Below are 15,859 nucleotides of genomic sequence, written 5' to 3' on the forward strand. Positions count from 1 at the left end.
GAATATTAAATTTGTTGTAAATGTTTAGTGTTGCTTCATTTAACAAGAGTATCTTCGGGTGAATTTGCTTGCGTTCTCACAGTCAAAACCTGGGGCGGGGTAGCATCTGGGGGATAGAGAAAGTCTACTTGCACCAAACGTGTATCTCCTGGTGGCATCTTCAAAGTTACCAAAGGTTCTCCCTGTTGACCACGACGCTGTACTAAATGCACGTAACGAATTTGCGGCAAACCTCGGTCATTGTTGTAGCGGAGTTGGACAGTACCACGGAAAAAGACTTGTGGTGCAGGTGGTTCCAAAAAACGCAGTCCCCCTTGCAGCTGATCCTGTTTAATCGGTGTTTGGATAGCCACAGTCACAGTTTGGGTGTCGCTGGTGTCATTGATTAACGGTAAACTCAGGCTGTACTGAATGCCGTAGTTGCCGTGAGCGCGATAGGCGGTGTCTGGATAACGCACTTTCATCGGCGCACTTTGACTCTGGTAGGTGCCTAGCGTGCCACGAGGCAGGGTATTCAAAGCATAGGAAAATGCTGATCCTCGCGGGGGAATGCTGCGATGCTGGGCAGATGGAACTTCCACTAGCCTAGCTTTCCACACAGAACCTTGGGCAACACCAGCAACACGACCGTAGAGAAATTGGCCGTTGCTTCGTTCTGGTGGTGTGGGAGCGCGATCGCGCGGCCCTGCTAAACTACCAGTATTTAACAGCGTCTGCCATTCTGACAAAGTTGGCGCTCTTTCACTGCCATCAGGATTTTGCCGCGCATACATCCCTAAACTAGCAATATACACATTCGCGTCGCTGTGCAGCCGCATCAACGTAGAGCGACCATTCAACGGCGGCGTTAGCGTCTTCACCGGAATCGGCTGATTAAACAACAGTTTACTTTGCCCTGGTGGAATGACTAACTGAGCGGGAAAACCTGCCTGACGAATGCCTCGCAAGATGTCATTACTTACGCGATCGCCTGGGCCAGCGTAAACTCTACCCAAGGGATTCTCCTGCACAGAGGGCATCGGTACAAATGGCGCATCCGGCTGACTCAGATAACTCGCCGCCTGCAAGATATCCACCGTCACCGCCTTCGTACCGGGATTATGCACTATTATCCCCAGATAAAGAGTCCGCAAGTCTTCTGGAGTCGCCGCCTTAGCGATGTGGTGGGCAAACACATCAAAGCGTCCCTGGAGTGGCAAATTTAAGTGAGCATTTGGAATTTTGCCAGTAGGGGGAAATGTAGACAGCAAAATCCCCTCTGTCTGCACCAATTCCGGGCTATTGCTATTAAAAACTGGAACCTTATCCAGTTTTCCTGGTAATGGGAAAACCTCTTGAGGTTGCACCACTTCTTTTGGTGCAGGTGTTGGTTCTTGGGCAAGAAGAAAAAGTAGTAAAAATGGCAGCAATTTTACCTCGACACAGATTAAATTTACGATTTTTTATAAACTGAAATTTTGCATCCCTATCAAATCGAGACTCTGCCTCCCGATTGTTTACAATGGTGCATTTCAGTTTATCAGAAGTTAAGATTTACCTTTTACCGCATGGAGATTGTACACCAAATACGGTAAATTAAAAGGCATTTTACATTTCCCTAATTAATATTATTAGGAGGATAAAATCCGGTTTAATTCAATTTCAAACGCCTTTATGTCTTTAAGTTTGTTTCTTCTTCCGTTTCATCACAAGCCAGATAACAAAGGCAACAACTAGAACCACAAACACAATTTTAGAAACCGGGCCAAGATACTGCTCCACAAGTTCATAGTTGTCTCCCAGGGCGTATCCGGCATAGGTCAGCAAACCCACCCATAATGTAGTGCCAAGGGTTGAGTACAGTAAAAAAGGCACCAACGGCATACCGCTGATGCCTGCCGGAAGCGAAATTAAAGTGCGAACACCCGGAACCAAGCGGCCGTAAAACACTGCTTTACCACCGTGCTTATCAAACCAATTATCTGCCTTGTCGATATCCTTGCTGGATAGCCCAATCCACTTGCCATACTTGTTGGCTAATCGCTTTAAATTTTCCTCGCCTACGAGTTTGCCCACATAGTACCAGGGCAGTGCGCCCAACATAGTTCCCAACACTCCTGCTGTAACCGCCAGCACAAAGTTCATATTCCCTTTTGCCACCGTAAAACCTGCTAGCGGCATGATCAATTCTGAGGGAATAGGAGGGAATAGGTTCTCCAAAAACATCAGCAGTCCTATTCCGACATACCCCAGAGATTGCATTGTGTTGGTTATCCAATCAACCATTGAGTGAATTCCTTTGATTAATGGCGTTATTACTGAGATAGTGCACTAAAAACTGAGGCAGAGCCTCTATATCTTCGTTCCCAGGCTGAACCTGGGAACGAGGGAAAGCAGGCTCTGGCTCCCAAATAACTAATGACTACTGGCTACCTTTTATGTGCCTGAAGTCCAAGAGTTGATGTACTCGATTTGATCTGGGGTCAGGCTATCAATTTGAACGCCCATTGCTTGCAACTTCAGGCGTGCAATTTCTTTGTCAATCTCGACTGGAATGGAGTGCAAACCGGGTTCCAGCTTGCCTTTGTTTTTGACGAGGTGTTCGCAAGCTAAAGCTTGGTTAGCAAAGCTCATATCCATCACTGCACTGGGATGTCCTTCCGCAGCCGCCAGGTTAATTAAACGTCCTTCGCCCAGAACAATTACAGATTTACCATTCTGGAGGCGGTATTCTTGGGTGAAGTTCCGCGCTTCCTTGACTTCAGTCGCTTTGGCACCCAAGGATTTTAGGTCGATTTCGATGTCGAAGTGACCGGAGTTGCAAACCATCGCCCCGTCTTTCATGACATCGAAATGCTCGGCGCGAATGACGTGCTTGTTGCCAGTGACAGTAATAAACAAATCGCCTACAGGGGCAGCTTCTGCCATTGGCAGCACTCGGAAACCATCCATCACCGCTTCAATCGCTTTGGTCGGGTCAATTTCGGTGACAATCACGTTGCCACCCATTCCCCGCGCCCGAAGTGCCGTGCCTTTGCCGCACCAGCCGTAGCCAGCAACCACAATGGTTTTACCAGCTAACAGAACGTTGGTGGCGCGGATAATGCCATCCAGGGTGGATTGCCCGGTGCCGTAACGGTTATCGAAGAAGTGCTTGGTGTCAGCGTCGTTGACATTGATGGCGGGGAAAGTGAGAACGCCATCTTTGAACATGGCGCGCAGGCGGACAATGCCCGTTGTGGTTTCTTCAGTGGTGCCAATCAAATCGGCAATCTGGTGTTGACGTTCCTGAATCAGGGTAGCAACCACATCGCTACCATCGTCAATGATGATGTTGGGTTTGTGGTCGAGGGCGATTTGCACGTGGCGAGTGTAAGTCTCGGCGTCTTCACCTTTCATAGCAAAGACAGGGATGCCATGATCGGCGACGAGGCTGGCAGCAACGTCATCCTGAGTAGAGAGGGGGTTGCTGGCAATTAGCAGGGCATCAGCACCAGCGGCTTTGAGAGCGATCGCTAGATGCGCTGTCTCTGTCGTCACGTGGCAGCAGGCAACTAAACGAATACCTGCGAGGGGCTTTTCTTGGGCAAAGCGATCGCGTATTTGCTTCAACACGGGCATCTCCCTACCTGCCCATTCAATGCGTTGTTTGCCAGATGGCGCGAGGGAGAGGTCTTTGACTTCGTGCTTGGGCTGAGTAACAGTTGCAGTCATTAGATTGGCTTCTCAACAAAAATTAAACTTGCAGTTCTCACTAGATTACTCGACTGGGCAGGTAAAACGGTAGCCTCAGTCCTCAGATGGAAGTCCTGAATGCTTTTAAATGTTCAATCTAAAAGAACTTCTTGATTCAAAATTCAAAACTCAGACTCAAAATCACACGCATCTGGAGATGAATGACTAACATAGGCAGTTGTACTTAGTCTGCTTCAGACTGATGTACTTGTGTTCAAAAGCATATTCCGGAGGTTGGAAATGCGTTCTAAATCTGATTGGGCGATTCGCCCAAAGGCATTGGCAAGTCTAGCTGGATCAATTCTGCTCGCTGGGTGGGTAGTATCTCCAGTTCAGGCACAAACCCCACTGCCGCAGAATTTGCAACTGCCCATTCCCAGCTTGCCGCTGAATGACTCGCAAAGCAATGTGGTTGCTGGTTGCATCCGTTTGGATGGTCGCTGTCTGTTTCAAGTTGCAGCACCAAAATCGGAGTTACCAGCGCGGATTCAAGATATTCAGCAGAGATTGGAAAATATTAGCAACAAATACTTGCAGGATGATGCCGCTAAACTGCAAGTTGAGATCACAAAGCAAAATAATTTGCCAGTTATTGTTGTCAACGATCAACCTGTGCTGACGGTTACACAACCGGATGCGAACTTGCAAGGGGTAGATTTGGATACACGGGCCCAAAAGCTGAGAGAATCGCTGCAAGAGGGTTTGGTTCGGGCGAAAAAGGAACGAGAACCCCAGTTTATAACTCGATCTAGCGCGATCGCTGGTAGTTTGATTTTGGGGATGGTGGTGGCTAGCTGGAGTCTAGGACGTTGGCGCAAGCGATCGCAAATACGGTTAGCAGCATCCGCTAGTCCCCCAACAGCCCATCCAGTTACCACCCAGTTGACTCAACAGCAAAAGGGAAATTTACAAGAAGTTCAGCGCCGTCTGTATCAACTGGCTCAATGCGGCATTTGGGGCGGTGGAGGGCTGATTATCCTGGGTTTGTTTCCCTACACCCGTATAGTCCAGGTTTTAGCCCTCTCTGCCCTACAAGTTCCTTTGCTGGTGGGAATTGTCGGACTGGGTACTTACCTGGTAATTCGTCTGTCCTACGTCCTGAATGACCGATTCGCCGCTGCTTTAGCCAGTAGTTATTTACTCACCCCAGAAGCTTCTCGCCGCGTGCAACTGCGAGTTTCTACCATTTCTGCCGTCACCAAAAGTATTACCACCCTCGGCTGCATCGGGATTGGCATCTTGGTTGCCCTGACTACGTTGGGAGTGAATATTGCCCCCTTGCTTGCTGGTGCTGGCTTAGTTGGCGTTGCCGTGTCTCTTGCCTCCCAAAACCTGATTAAAGATGCGATTAACGGCTTTTTAATCATCGTAGAAGACCAGTATGCAGTCGGCGATGTCATCGCTGTGGGAGATGTCGGCGGCTTAGTGGAATACATCAATCTGCGAATTACCCAAGTCCGCGATGCTGAAGGGCGATTGATCACAATTCCCAACAGCGAAATCAAAATCGTTGCCAACCTTTCCAGCAACTGGTCGCGGGCTGACTTAAATATCCCTGTTGCTTACGACACTGATGTGGATCAGGCGTTGAAGCTGATTGATGATATTGCCCAACAAATGAGCCGCGACCCGATTTGGCTACAGCAAATCTTGGAGGCACCCCAAGTGCTGGGAGTTGATAATTTTGGAGAACGGGGCGTAATTATCCGCGTTTGGATTAAAACCCAGCCCCTGAAGCAATGGGACGTAGCGCGGGAGTTTCGCCGCCGCCTGAAAGTGGCGTTTGATGAGGCTGGCGTGCCGATTCCGTTACCTCAGCAAGAGATTTGGTTTAACCAATCTTTACCAGCCAAAGCTCAGATGGATGGACACGAGTCTAAAATGCTAATCCGGTAGTTGCTGATGATTGCTGGTTCATGACGCTCAACTCTTGATTGATCAAGCGTTTCACAGATCCCCCCTTGCCCTTTTAATCATGAGAAGGCAAGGGGGGATCTGTTTGTAGCCGCACATTAAAAAAAAGCGTATAAATCGACCCTATAACAGCCACTTTTAGTACAAATATACTATAATAAAGAGGTGGGCTAATCAAGTCGAGCAAATGCCTGAACCCCATATGGAGTCAAGTTTTTATCCCATGACCAAGCACTACATTCTCACCCTCAACCCTTCCGCGCAGCATGAATGGGATCGTTGCACCTTGAGGAACCCGATCACTGCTGAACGCCCCGACTTGGCGGCCTTGATTGCCGATGCAGTGGGAGAGGAGGCTGGTTCTTACCTGGTTGCTGTCCATATCGAAGTTCAGGTTTTGGAGAAAGCCCCAATTGCCCAGCCAGAGAGGGTTTCCGTGGATGTGTCAGCAACGCAAAAGTTGCAACGCAAGGAATTAGTGGCGAAGCCTTGACAACAAAAGTCAAGAGCGAACGAACTCTCGCCCGCCTGCGCGGGCTAGTACAGAATTTTCTATATAAGTATTCTCCTCACGTAAGATGCAAATGAAACTGAGTCAATATCCAGCTCTGATCGCTCAAGCTGCACAAACTGTTAATGAGATTGATTCTCAGCTTACCGCAGCGCAAATGGTAGTTAATCGGATGGAAGCGAGTGCTGATAAAAGCGTAGCATTCGAGCCTGATTTGAAAAACGACAATCAACGCAAAGGTCGGCGCTTTGAATTGTTAATGGTGAATCTGGAGTACCAACACGCACTAAATACGGTGATGCGCTTAACTGCTGAACGGGCTAACGCCGTAGCTCATCTAGAGTATCTCCGCAACCAGTTTAGCGTTGCCAAGCTAGAAACGCGGATGGCGATCGCTAGGCAGCTTGCTGGTTCCGAAGCCCTTGAATTAGTGGGTGTCTAACCGCTAAAAGCTTCACCGATTACCGGAAGATGGAATAAATCGGTGTTTCTACAAACAAGTAAGGTGGGCTTTTGCCCACCTTTTTCTTTGGGTGAGGCACAATGGTTGTAATTGCCTAGCTGAGTTTTAGCTAGACTACTTTTAAGAACAATCCCATGACTATAGTTACATCCGAAGACATTGCAAAATTTCGCTCTGATTTGGCAGATTATCCCGATGCTCTGATATCTCTGGATGTGATAGAAGATTGTGAAGGAGATTTAGAAGATGCGGCGATGGTGCTGGCAATTCGAGTGGGACAGCAACCAGATATAGCTAATGCAGAATGGTTCGCCGGTTTAGCTAAAAAATGCCGTGCTGTTATCTGTCAAGAAGAATTTCGCGACGATCTGGTAAATGGACAATTTGCCTTAATGATGGGACATTTGGCAGCAACGAAACTTTGCCCAAGTCTCCTAGTAACGCCCGTTTTGATGTATGTGGCTCAACTTGGTGTAAACAATTTTTGTGAGCCTCTTGACCCGCTATTATGATCCGAATTCATTTTTAAACGCAAAGAACGCCAAGGATAGCCCAAAGTTACGCAAAATAAAACTTTGCGTAACTCTACGTTTAAGGTTGCTGCGATGGAAATTGACGCGATCGCACTTCGCCGCTAAACTCCTGTACTGCCTGGGTAATTGTTTCTCGCAGATTGGCGTAAGATTTAGCAAACGGCGGTTGTCGGGAGGAAAGTCCTAATAAATCGGCGGTGACGAGTACCTGTCCATCGCAGTGAACGCCAGCACCAATCCCAATGGTGGGAATCGACAACTTTTGCGTAATCTGCAACGCTAACTGGGCGGGGATATGTTCCAACAAAACGGCAAAGGCTCCAGCTTGTTCAAGAGCGATCGCTTCAAGTAAAATTCTTTCTCTATCTTCTGGTGTTTTCCCCTGTTGTCGGTAGCCTAGCTGATGTACTGATTGCGGCGTTAAACCTACATGAGCCATCACCGGAATCCCAGCTTGCACGACTCTAGCAATAGTTTCTACCATTGCCGGATATCCTCCCTCCATTTTCACCGCTTGAGCGCCCGTTTCCTTCAAAATTCTTCCGGCTGAGTGAATCGCTTGTTGGGAACTTTCTTGATAAGTCAAAAACGGTAAATCGCACATTACTAACGCCCGGTTGACACCGCGACACACCGCTGAGGCATGGTGTATCATATCATCCAGCGTTAATGGGAGCGTTGTTTCATATCCTAGCGCCACCATCCCTAGCGAATCTCCCACCAGGATGATATCCACCCCAGCTGCGTCTAATAGTTGCGCGATCGCATAATCCCAAGCTGTCAGCGTCACAATTGGACGATGTTGCTGTTTCCACTGGATTAATTGCTGGGTGGTGATTGCCATAAACAAGTTAGAAGTTTTGTTCTAGACGCGATTTATAGCGTCTTGAGGTTTGATCTTGTTAGCTAATAGTAGGGTGGGTATGACCCGCCCTACCTAACTACTAACTAAAAACTATTTCAGCGCTCTGGTCTAATACTTTGCACAAATCTCAGGAAATCTCTAGTTTCCCTGCCGTCTTGAATATCTAGGGTACGCACTTTGAAAACCCCTATAGAGCCGTCCGGAAGCTCTACTTCCATTGGTACTGATCTACCAAGACCATAGGCGCTTACTGTCTGCTCTACCAACGTGCAGGGCATATTAAAAGTACCCATGTTGATTCTACCGTTGTTGGCGCGGTAGTCCCACACCATTACCTTTTCAATTCCAGCAGAGTAGGGTTGCTGGCAGTAAAATTGATGACTCAAGGCAATCATCCGCGCCATGTGAGCATCATACAAGCGCATCCGACCACCGAAGGCAGAAACGGTAGTATTTCGGTTAGGAACTTCAAAATAACCCTGGCGCACTCTAGCACTGGCATCAAGGGTGCTTTCGATGCGGATGGTATTAATTGCAATGTCTCCGGGATTGGTAGCCTGTGCGATCGCGCTTTGACCGATAGTAGATACAGCACCAGCAGCACCAGCAGCAATGGCAATTGTTTTGGCAAGTTTTTTCAGCATGGAAGTGTCAACCTTAATTAACTAGAAGTCATCGGTATTAAACTTCAACTTCCTGCTGAATTATTCCGTATAGCTACGGAGTGAACACTTGCTGGTTGTCCTCGCCACGAACAAAGGCTAAATGCGGTGTGACGCGCCCGGTTGTCAAGCTGATCCAAGCCAGTCCTTCGCTGGTTCCTACCCACAATTTATTACTGACATCAGCTGCTAGGGAAAGAATCCGGCTAGAAGGCAGGTTGGCAACTTGATCCAAGACAGCGCCAGTATTGGGATTCAATCTCAGCAGGCCGTTCTCTGTACCTACCCAAACACTGCGATCTTGTGCAAAGCGCACAGAGGTAACGTTGCGTCCCCGCAATGGGGTTACAGAACGCAACACATCACCTGTTTTGGGATCAATGACTAACAAACTGTTGGGTGTTCCTGCCCAAATCTTCCCGTCGGAATCTAGGGTGAGGGCTTGTACTGTGGTGCCTGGGATATCTTTCACTCGCTTGAGGATAAAGGCGTTGGCGGTATTGATTCGCACTAATCCTTCAAGCGTTCCTACCCACAGATGACCTTCTCGATCTAGGGTGAGGGCGTTAGCAGATACTCCGGGTAGCTTTTGTACCGTTGTCATCAGTAATCCCTGGTCGGGACTGATCATGGCAAGACCGCGATCGCTTCCTACCCACAAATAGCCCCGACGGTCAATTAACAGCGACAATACTCGATTAGAAGGTAAGGTGAAATTTTGCGCTGTCACTTCATTACTACGAGGGTCTACCCGTACCAGCCCTTCATAGGTTCCTACCCAAACTCGTCCTACTCGGTCTTGGGCGATCGCGCCGATGGTGTAGTTGGGCAGACTAATTCGCGCCAAAATGTTGCCAGTGCTGGGATTAATCCGCGTTAAACTCTGCCAGGAACCAACCCAGAGACTGCCAGTATACCCAGGCTGCAAGGCAGTGATGCGAAAATCGGCAGGCATTGGGGTTGCCTCTTGTCGTCGGCGTTCCGGAGGCAAGGGTCTGCGTCCAGGTGGTGCTGATGATGGTGGATAGGTGCGGAGGTCGTCTCCCCGGTCTATCTCGACGGGTTGTTGAGCCAGTACGCGGCTATTATTGGTGTGCTGTGATTGGATGATTCCCCACAGTGGCAGGCTCACAGAAAGCAGTGTGGCACTGATAAACAAACCAATACGCCTACTCAAGAATGCCATTGCGATCGCGCCTCTCTTCATTTGGCTGATATACAGGATTGAATTTACTCTATTTAATCTTGCCTCAGCTACACAATGCTTGCTTTAGTTCCGATAAGTGTCTACCGTTCGGCTCTTTTGAGCATTGTTATTTTAAAGAAAGTTTATTAATATACAACATTTGGTGCGCGATCGCTTGGCTTGGCTCATAAAAAAAAATATTGAAATTATTCATTTAGCCAATATGTCAAGGATTTATCTGTAAAAAAATATTACGAATTGTTTTAATAAATAAAAGTTATGGAAGTCAGAAAAAGATTGGAATTTCAACTTATTACCTTACTGGTATAGTTAAAAAACAATAAAGAAAGATGTACGGGATCGCTCAAAACCCGTAACTACCTTCAGAATTCCCTCAGGAAGGAAGACATGGCTTACTCTCAAACAAAAACTCAGACGAAGACTGGGTATAAGGCCGGAGTTCAAGATTACAAACTCACCTATTACACCCCAGACTATACCCCCAAAGATACTGATGTCTTGGCGGCTTTCCGGGTTACGCCTCAGCCTGGTGTTCCTCCAGAAGAAGCTGGAGCTGCTGTTGCTGCTGAATCTTCCACAGGTACCTGGACAACAGTATGGACAGACCTGCTGACAGACCTGGATAGATACAAAGGTCGTTGCTACGACATCGAACCAGTACCAGGCGAAGACAACCAGTATATTTGCTATATTGCTTATCCCCTGGATTTGTTTGAAGAAGGTTCTGTTACCAACTTGTTGACCTCTCTGGTGGGCAACGTGTTTGGTTTCAAAGCCTTACGTGCGCTGCGCTTGGAAGACTTAAGAATTCCTGTGGCGTACCTCAAAACCTTCCAAGGCCCTCCTCACGGGATTACCGTTGAGCGCGACAAACTGAACAAGTACGGTCGTCCTTTGCTGGGTTGTACGATTAAGCCGAAGCTCGGTTTATCAGCCAAGAACTACGGTCGTGCCGTCTATGAAGTCCTGCGCGGTGGTTTGGACTTCACCAAAGACGACGAAAACATTAACTCCCAGCCTTTCATGCGCTGGCGCGATCGCTTCCTGTTTGTACAAGAAGCCATTGAAAAAGCTCAAGCTGAAACAGGTGAAATCAAAGGTCACTACCTAAACGTGACTGCTCCCACCTGCGAAGAAATGATGGAACGGGCTGAATTCGCTAAGGAAATCGGCACCCCAATCATCATGCACGACTACCTGACGGGTGGCTTCACCGCTAACACCACCCTCGCCAAATGGTGCCGCCGTAACGGTATTCTGCTGCACATTCACCGCGCTATGCACGCCGTGATCGACCGTCAGAAGAACCACGGTATCCACTTCCGCGTATTGGCTAAGTGCTTGCGGATGTCTGGTGGCGACCACCTCCACTCCGGTACCGTTGTCGGTAAACTGGAAGGCGAAAAAGGCATCACGATGGGCTTCGTAGACTTGATGCGCGAAGACCACATCGAACAAGACCGCGCACGGGGTATCTTCTTCACTCAAGACTGGGCTTCTATGCCTGGTGTGATGCCCGTAGCTTCCGGTGGTATCCACGTATGGCATATGCCTGCGCTGGTTGAAATCTTCGGCGATGATTCCTGCCTGCAATTCGGCGGCGGCACCTTGGGACACCCTTGGGGTAATGCTCCTGGCGCTACTGCCAACCGTGTTGCCTTGGAAGCTTGTGTCCAAGCTCGTAACGAAGGACGCAACCTGATGCGCGAAGGCGGCGACGTGATCCGCGAAGCTTGCAAGTGGAGTCCAGAGTTGGCTGTTGCTTGCGAACTTTGGAAGGAAATCAAGTTCGAGTTCGAGGCAATGGACACTCTGTAATCAATTTTGGATTACGGATTTTGAAGCGATTTTTGGGGAGATTGATTCTTCCCAAAAGATCGCGTGATTTTGGATTAACCTAATAGAATCCAAAATCCAAAATCTAAAATCTAAAATTGCTGTGGCTGGGGTCAAAAATGGATCTCAAACAAGTTGCCAAAGACACTGCTAAGACGCTGATTAGCTACTTGACTTATCAAGCAGTGAAAATTACTGTCGCTCAGTTGAGCGAAACAAATCCTCCTTCGGCAATCTGGCTGAGTAACTTTTCCTCAACGGGCAAAATCCAAGATGGAGAAGCTTACTTACTGGAATTAATCCGGGAGAAACCAGACATCGCATTGCGGATTCTGACCGTGCGTCAGCATCTAGCAGAAGAAGTAGCAGACTTTTTGCCTGAGATGGTTCGTGCTGGCATTCAGCAGTCTAATGTGGAATATCGGCGTCAGCATTTGGAGCGAATTACGCAATTCAATTTACCTGATCCCAGTTCCCAGCCCGAACCGCAAACCGATGCACCAGGCGAGCCTGGATAACCTCGATTGTTAGCTGACAGAACTTTCAGCAGACATACACACAAGGAAACTATTCACACCAACCATGAGAACTTTACCTAAAGAGCGTCGTTACGAAACCCTCTCCTACTTGCCACCGCTCAGCGATGCCCAAATTAGCAGACAAGTTCAATACATTCTCGACCAAGGTTATATCCCAGCCGTAGAATTTAGCGAAGAGTCTAACCCAGAACAGCACTACTGGACGCTGTGGAAACTGCCTCTGTTCAATGCAGGCTCCACACAAGAAGTTCTCAATGAAGTAAAAGCTTGCCGTTCTGAGTATTCCGCCGGCTACATCCGTGTAGTAGGTTTTGATAACGTGAAGCAGTGCCAAGTTCTCAGCTTCATCGTTTCCAAGCCCAACCAAAGAGGCTATTAATACGGCAATCATGTAAAAAGAAAAAATCATTTTAGATTTTTTCTTTTTGCTTTTGCAATGCGCTCGTAAATTATTCAAGAAAGGAGAGGTAGATAAGTTTACCTCTCCTTTTTGTTGGAAATTAGGAGTGCGCTTCCATATAAGGGTTTTGGGTGTTTGTGGGAATTAATCTACAAATATGTTGGGTAGGCTGCATTATCTTATAAGAAACCGTATTGCGATCGCCCTCACTTCCAACAGTTGATATCCTGTAAAGTATCCGTAGCGCCAGATATCAGTCGTGACTAGCTTTCCTCACTCAATAGCTCAATCCGATCCGCCTCTTTCACCCCGGCAAACTTTGCCGACGATGTACGATCTGCCTAGCGAAGACCCAGAGGAACCTGGTTTGCCTGACGAATATCACGAATTTCAGCCCCCGATGCTGCCCCAAACCTTCCAGCCGTCTAACTACGATCCGGAGGAGGTTTTTGTTGGTGCTGACCTAAACCTATACTATGACTGGCATCATCCCAACTGGTACAAACGTCCCGACTGGTTTGCAGTTGTGGGAGTTTCTCGACTCTACGAAGGTCGCGACTTGCGGATGAGTTACGTTATGTGGCAAGAACAAGTCAGTCCGTTTGTCGTAGTTGAATTATTGTCCCCCGGTACGGAAGATGATCGCGAAGCGTATGCCCAAAGGGCTATAGACTTGGGTAGGACATTCCAAACAGGAAAACCGCCGACTAAATGGCAAGTTTACGAACAAATTCTCCGCGTTCCTTATTACTTTGTTTTCAGTCGCTACACGAATGAAGTTCAAGCCTTTCATTTAGTTGGGGGTCACTACGAATCCATGACCCCAGAAAGCGATCGCTTTTCGGTTCCAGAACTAGGACTAAGTTTAGGTTTGTGGGAAGGTAGTTACGAACGCATCAACCGCGTTTGGTTGCGCTGGTTTACACAGTCTGGTGAAATGATTCTAACTCCAGAAGAGAATGCGATCGCTTCTTTTCCAGCCGCCCAAACTAAAGCAGAACTGCTAGCAGCAAAACTACGCGAGTTGGGTATTGATCCAGATCAATTGAGTTAAATAATAGGCGTAATATCCCTTATTTAAACAGGAAAAAATAGATGCGATCGCTATTTTTATTGATGAGAAGATGAGAGCGATCGCATCTCCATATGATTATTTTTAGGTTATGGAGCGAAAACGCGATCGCCTTGGAGTGATTATAAAAGTGCGATCGCGCCTTTTCATCTCAGTAAAAATACCCTTCCCATACTTTTTGGTGTCGTTTAAGCTGTTGCTAACGTTCGCTCTTCTCACTTAAAAATCATCAAAGTATGTCTTCTCAACAGTTTCAGGAAACACACGAAAGTATCTACAGGGCTGGTACGCGCCTGTGGCAGTACCTTCAAGAACTTCGAGCTGGACGACTCAGTGAAGGATATGATACGAAAGGATTACAGAGTGTTGAGGATGATATCAAGAAAGCCCTGAATGCTTTAAAGGAGCAGAAGTATCAGGTAGCTGTTATTGCAGCCATGAAAGCTGGTAAGAGTACCTTTCTCAATGCTCTAATTGGGGCTGATATTTTAGCAAGCGAATCAGAAGCCTGTACCGTATGTCGCACAGATATTCGTCCGATTGATCCACAGGCTACGCCAAGACTTTTGGAGTACAGAGAAGGGCAAAGGAAATCAATTGCGATCGCTGAAGGTGAGGCTGGAGTAATTCGGCAAAAATTCCTAGATCGTACCCACGAGCTTAGGACTACAGCTAATAGCGATAATACAACACGCTTTGAGCTACAGCATCCTATTGAAGCAATTAGCAAACTTTCATCTCTGACGGGCTTTACTTTAGTTGACACTCCTGGCCCTAACGAGTGGGAATCTGCGAGTTTCAGCACAGTGGCACTTAAGCAGACAGCTTTGGAAGCACTGCGAACCTGTGATGCGATTTTATTTGTTTTGGATTACTCCTCATTCAAGGACAATACTAATTCTGAGCTACTTCAAGACTTAATCGAACAGCGCGGAGAGTTTCTAGCACAAAATACTGGAAAAATTTACTTTATTCTGAACAAAGTTGACCGAAAAGCAGAGGGCGATCGCGATATAGAAAACGTAATAGCAGATTTGAGAAAAGCTTTGATTGGTTTTGGCATTCCAGAGCCAATCATTTATCCAGCAAGTGCATGGCAAGGATTGTTAGCCAAACTCATCTTGCAAAATACAGCAACAGATAGTCACATAAAGAATTTCAAAAGATTCTTTAGTGCCAGATATGCTACAGAAAATGAGGAAGGCGATCTAGTAACCCCGGCTCCTCGTAAAATTGCACCACAAGCTTTAGAAGATAGTAACATCTCTCGAATTGAACAGTCTGTAATTCAAACTGTTGTTCAGAACTCTGGATGGAACCTTTTAAATGATGTTTTGGCAAAACTTGATAAAGCTGCTAAAGCGATAGAAGATACTCTAAATACACAAATCAGCGGTTGGGAGATGGAGCTGGAAACTCTCAAAGAAAAAGTAGAAGAGTACCGTAAACGTGCCGAGTCTAGCAAAAGAAAAGTTGAAGTTGTAAAGAAGTCCGTAGATGGACAAAAACAAATACTAATCAAAGGATTTGAGCGAGGAATCAATATTTTCGCTAAGGGTGCTAAAGCCAATATACAAGAGGAATTTGAGAAGATTGCCGATTCCAGGTCTAGCAAATCTGTAAAACCCACAACAAAAAAAACTCGTCAACAAGTATCAAATCGGACAGATAACGATATCAACTGGGAAGTTATTTGGCGAGAGATAAGCTGTTCAGCATTTAAATAAAGTATAATCCGAAAGTAAATTTAGTCTAACAAGTGAAAGATGCCAGCGAAAAATTATCTCAATCAAGAGCAAGTAGAGAAACTACAAAAAGCATTAAAGGAAGAGGATAATGGACATATCCGAGAAAGAATTCTCATGCTATTGCTGCTTAATGATGGAAAAACGCAAGCTAAAATTGCCGAGTTTTTGGGTTGTTCAATAAATAAAGTGTCTTACTGGTGTATTCATGGAGATCCAGACAATTTAGAAAGTTTAAAAGATGAGAGGATGAGGGGGAACCATAAAAAAGCTACAGATAAATATATAGAAATCCTCTTAGAAACTATAGATAAAGAGCCAGAAGAATTAGGATACGACTTTGGCAGATGGACAGCGCAAAGATTAGCAACATATTTAGAAAGCATAACTGGGATTCA

The 15,859-nt window shown here is 46.8% G+C and carries 16 protein-coding genes; 10 read left to right on the forward strand and 6 right to left on the reverse strand.

Translation table 11 applies throughout. From position 1 onward, the window contains the following. Positions 1-35 precede the first annotated feature (35 nt). The 3 genes from H6F63_RS22380 to ahcY form a co-directional block, all read right to left on the reverse strand. On the reverse strand, positions 36-1,409 hold the full coding sequence (locus H6F63_RS22380; RefSeq protein ID WP_190639615.1) for a DUF3370 domain-containing protein: 1,374 nt from the start codon (positions 1,407-1,409) through the stop codon (positions 36-38). 250 nt (positions 1,410-1,659) lie between these two features. After that, complete coding sequence (locus H6F63_RS22385) at positions 1,660-2,265, reverse strand: DedA family protein (RefSeq protein WP_190435785.1); 606 nt, start codon at positions 2,263-2,265, stop codon at positions 1,660-1,662. A 150-nt stretch (positions 2,266-2,415) separates the two neighbouring features. Beyond that, complete coding sequence (gene ahcY / locus H6F63_RS22390; protein WP_190417457.1) at positions 2,416-3,693, reverse strand: adenosylhomocysteinase; 1,278 nt, start codon at positions 3,691-3,693, stop codon at positions 2,416-2,418. Between the two features lie 261 nt (positions 3,694-3,954). On the opposite strand from ahcY, the gene H6F63_RS22395 reads away from it, so the two are divergent. The 4 genes from H6F63_RS22395 to H6F63_RS22410 all read left to right on the forward strand — a co-directional run bounded on the left by H6F63_RS22395 (position 3,955) and on the right by H6F63_RS22410 (position 7,114). Next, a complete protein-coding gene (locus tag H6F63_RS22395; protein ID WP_190639616.1) occupies positions 3,955-5,610 on the forward strand; it encodes a mechanosensitive ion channel family protein in 1,656 nt (551 codons plus the stop codon). Between the two features lie 241 nt (positions 5,611-5,851). Further along, a complete protein-coding gene (locus H6F63_RS22400) occupies positions 5,852-6,121 on the forward strand; it encodes a hypothetical protein (protein ID WP_190639617.1) in 270 nt (89 codons plus the stop codon). Between the two features lie 91 nt (positions 6,122-6,212). Then, complete coding sequence (locus H6F63_RS22405) at positions 6,213-6,581, forward strand: hypothetical protein (protein ID WP_190435773.1); 369 nt, start codon at positions 6,213-6,215, stop codon at positions 6,579-6,581. 155 nt (positions 6,582-6,736) lie between these two features. Next, positions 6,737-7,114, forward strand: a complete 378-nt coding sequence (locus tag H6F63_RS22410; RefSeq protein ID WP_190639618.1) for a hypothetical protein — start codon at positions 6,737-6,739, stop codon at positions 7,112-7,114. A gap of 79 nt (positions 7,115-7,193) precedes the next feature. Here H6F63_RS22410 and panB read toward each other — a convergent pair whose 3' ends face one another. From panB to H6F63_RS22425, 3 genes are all read right to left on the reverse strand, one after another. After that, positions 7,194-7,979, reverse strand: a complete 786-nt coding sequence (gene panB / locus H6F63_RS22415) for a 3-methyl-2-oxobutanoate hydroxymethyltransferase (RefSeq protein WP_190639619.1) — start codon at positions 7,977-7,979, stop codon at positions 7,194-7,196. A 116-nt stretch (positions 7,980-8,095) separates the two neighbouring features. Beyond that, complete coding sequence (locus H6F63_RS22420) at positions 8,096-8,644, reverse strand: hypothetical protein (RefSeq protein WP_190639620.1); 549 nt, start codon at positions 8,642-8,644, stop codon at positions 8,096-8,098. Positions 8,645-8,717: 73 nt separating this feature from the next. Next, positions 8,718-9,848: a two-component regulator propeller domain-containing protein gene (locus H6F63_RS22425; protein WP_190639621.1), complete on the reverse strand. Its 1,131-nt coding sequence runs from the start codon at positions 9,846-9,848 to the stop codon at positions 8,718-8,720. Positions 9,849-10,256: 408 nt separating this feature from the next. Between H6F63_RS22425 and H6F63_RS22430 the strand changes: the two genes are divergently transcribed. From H6F63_RS22430 to H6F63_RS22455, 6 genes are all read left to right on the forward strand, one after another. Further along, positions 10,257-11,687 carry a form I ribulose bisphosphate carboxylase large subunit gene (locus H6F63_RS22430; protein ID WP_190417467.1) on the forward strand — a complete coding sequence of 477 codons (1,431 nt, stop codon included), beginning with the start codon at positions 10,257-10,259 and terminating at the stop codon, positions 11,685-11,687. A gap of 137 nt (positions 11,688-11,824) precedes the next feature. Beyond that, positions 11,825-12,223: a chaperonin family protein RbcX gene (locus tag H6F63_RS22435; RefSeq protein ID WP_190639622.1), complete on the forward strand. Its 399-nt coding sequence runs from the start codon at positions 11,825-11,827 to the stop codon at positions 12,221-12,223. 64 nt (positions 12,224-12,287) lie between these two features. Beyond that, positions 12,288-12,623, forward strand: coding sequence for a ribulose bisphosphate carboxylase small subunit (locus H6F63_RS22440; RefSeq protein ID WP_190417469.1), 336 nt, complete (start codon positions 12,288-12,290; stop codon positions 12,621-12,623). Positions 12,624-12,903: 280 nt separating this feature from the next. After that, positions 12,904-13,698, forward strand: coding sequence for a Uma2 family endonuclease (locus H6F63_RS22445; protein ID WP_347276828.1), 795 nt, complete (start codon positions 12,904-12,906; stop codon positions 13,696-13,698). Between the two features lie 254 nt (positions 13,699-13,952). Then, complete coding sequence (locus H6F63_RS22450; RefSeq protein WP_190639623.1) at positions 13,953-15,443, forward strand: dynamin family protein; 1,491 nt, start codon at positions 13,953-13,955, stop codon at positions 15,441-15,443. A 39-nt stretch (positions 15,444-15,482) separates the two neighbouring features. Further along, on the forward strand, positions 15,483-15,859 hold a 377-nt coding region (locus H6F63_RS22455), incomplete at its 3' end, for a helix-turn-helix domain-containing protein (protein ID WP_190639624.1).

The sequence above is a fragment of the Trichocoleus sp. FACHB-40 genome (assembly GCF_014695915.1).
GTDB lineage: Bacteria > Cyanobacteriota > Cyanobacteriia > Cyanobacteriales > FACHB-T130 > Funiculus > Funiculus sociatus.

Bases quoted from the DNA above. Each gene is read 5' to 3' on its own strand.
- H6F63_RS22385 (WP_190435785.1), bottom strand. From the start codon at position 2,265: ATGGTTGATTGGATAACCAACACAATGCAATCTCTGGGGTATGTCGGA.
- ahcY (WP_190417457.1), bottom strand. From the start codon at position 3,693: ATGACTGCAACTGTTACTCAGCCCAAGCACGAAGTCAAAGACCTCTCC.
- H6F63_RS22395 (WP_190639616.1), top strand. From the start codon at position 3,955: ATGCGTTCTAAATCTGATTGGGCGATTCGCCCAAAGGCATTGGCAAGT.
- H6F63_RS22400 (WP_190639617.1), top strand. From the start codon at position 5,852: ATGACCAAGCACTACATTCTCACCCTCAACCCTTCCGCGCAGCATGAA.
- H6F63_RS22405 (WP_190435773.1), top strand. From the start codon at position 6,213: ATGAAACTGAGTCAATATCCAGCTCTGATCGCTCAAGCTGCACAAACT.
- H6F63_RS22410 (WP_190639618.1), top strand. From the start codon at position 6,737: ATGACTATAGTTACATCCGAAGACATTGCAAAATTTCGCTCTGATTTG.
- panB (WP_190639619.1), bottom strand. From the start codon at position 7,979: ATGGCAATCACCACCCAGCAATTAATCCAGTGGAAACAGCAACATCGT.
- H6F63_RS22420 (WP_190639620.1), bottom strand. From the start codon at position 8,644: ATGCTGAAAAAACTTGCCAAAACAATTGCCATTGCTGCTGGTGCTGCT.
- H6F63_RS22425 (WP_190639621.1), bottom strand. From the start codon at position 9,848: ATGGCATTCTTGAGTAGGCGTATTGGTTTGTTTATCAGTGCCACACTG.
- H6F63_RS22430 (WP_190417467.1), top strand. From the start codon at position 10,257: ATGGCTTACTCTCAAACAAAAACTCAGACGAAGACTGGGTATAAGGCC.
- H6F63_RS22435 (WP_190639622.1), top strand. From the start codon at position 11,825: ATGGATCTCAAACAAGTTGCCAAAGACACTGCTAAGACGCTGATTAGC.
- H6F63_RS22440 (WP_190417469.1), top strand. From the start codon at position 12,288: ATGAGAACTTTACCTAAAGAGCGTCGTTACGAAACCCTCTCCTACTTG.
- H6F63_RS22450 (WP_190639623.1), top strand. From the start codon at position 13,953: ATGTCTTCTCAACAGTTTCAGGAAACACACGAAAGTATCTACAGGGCT.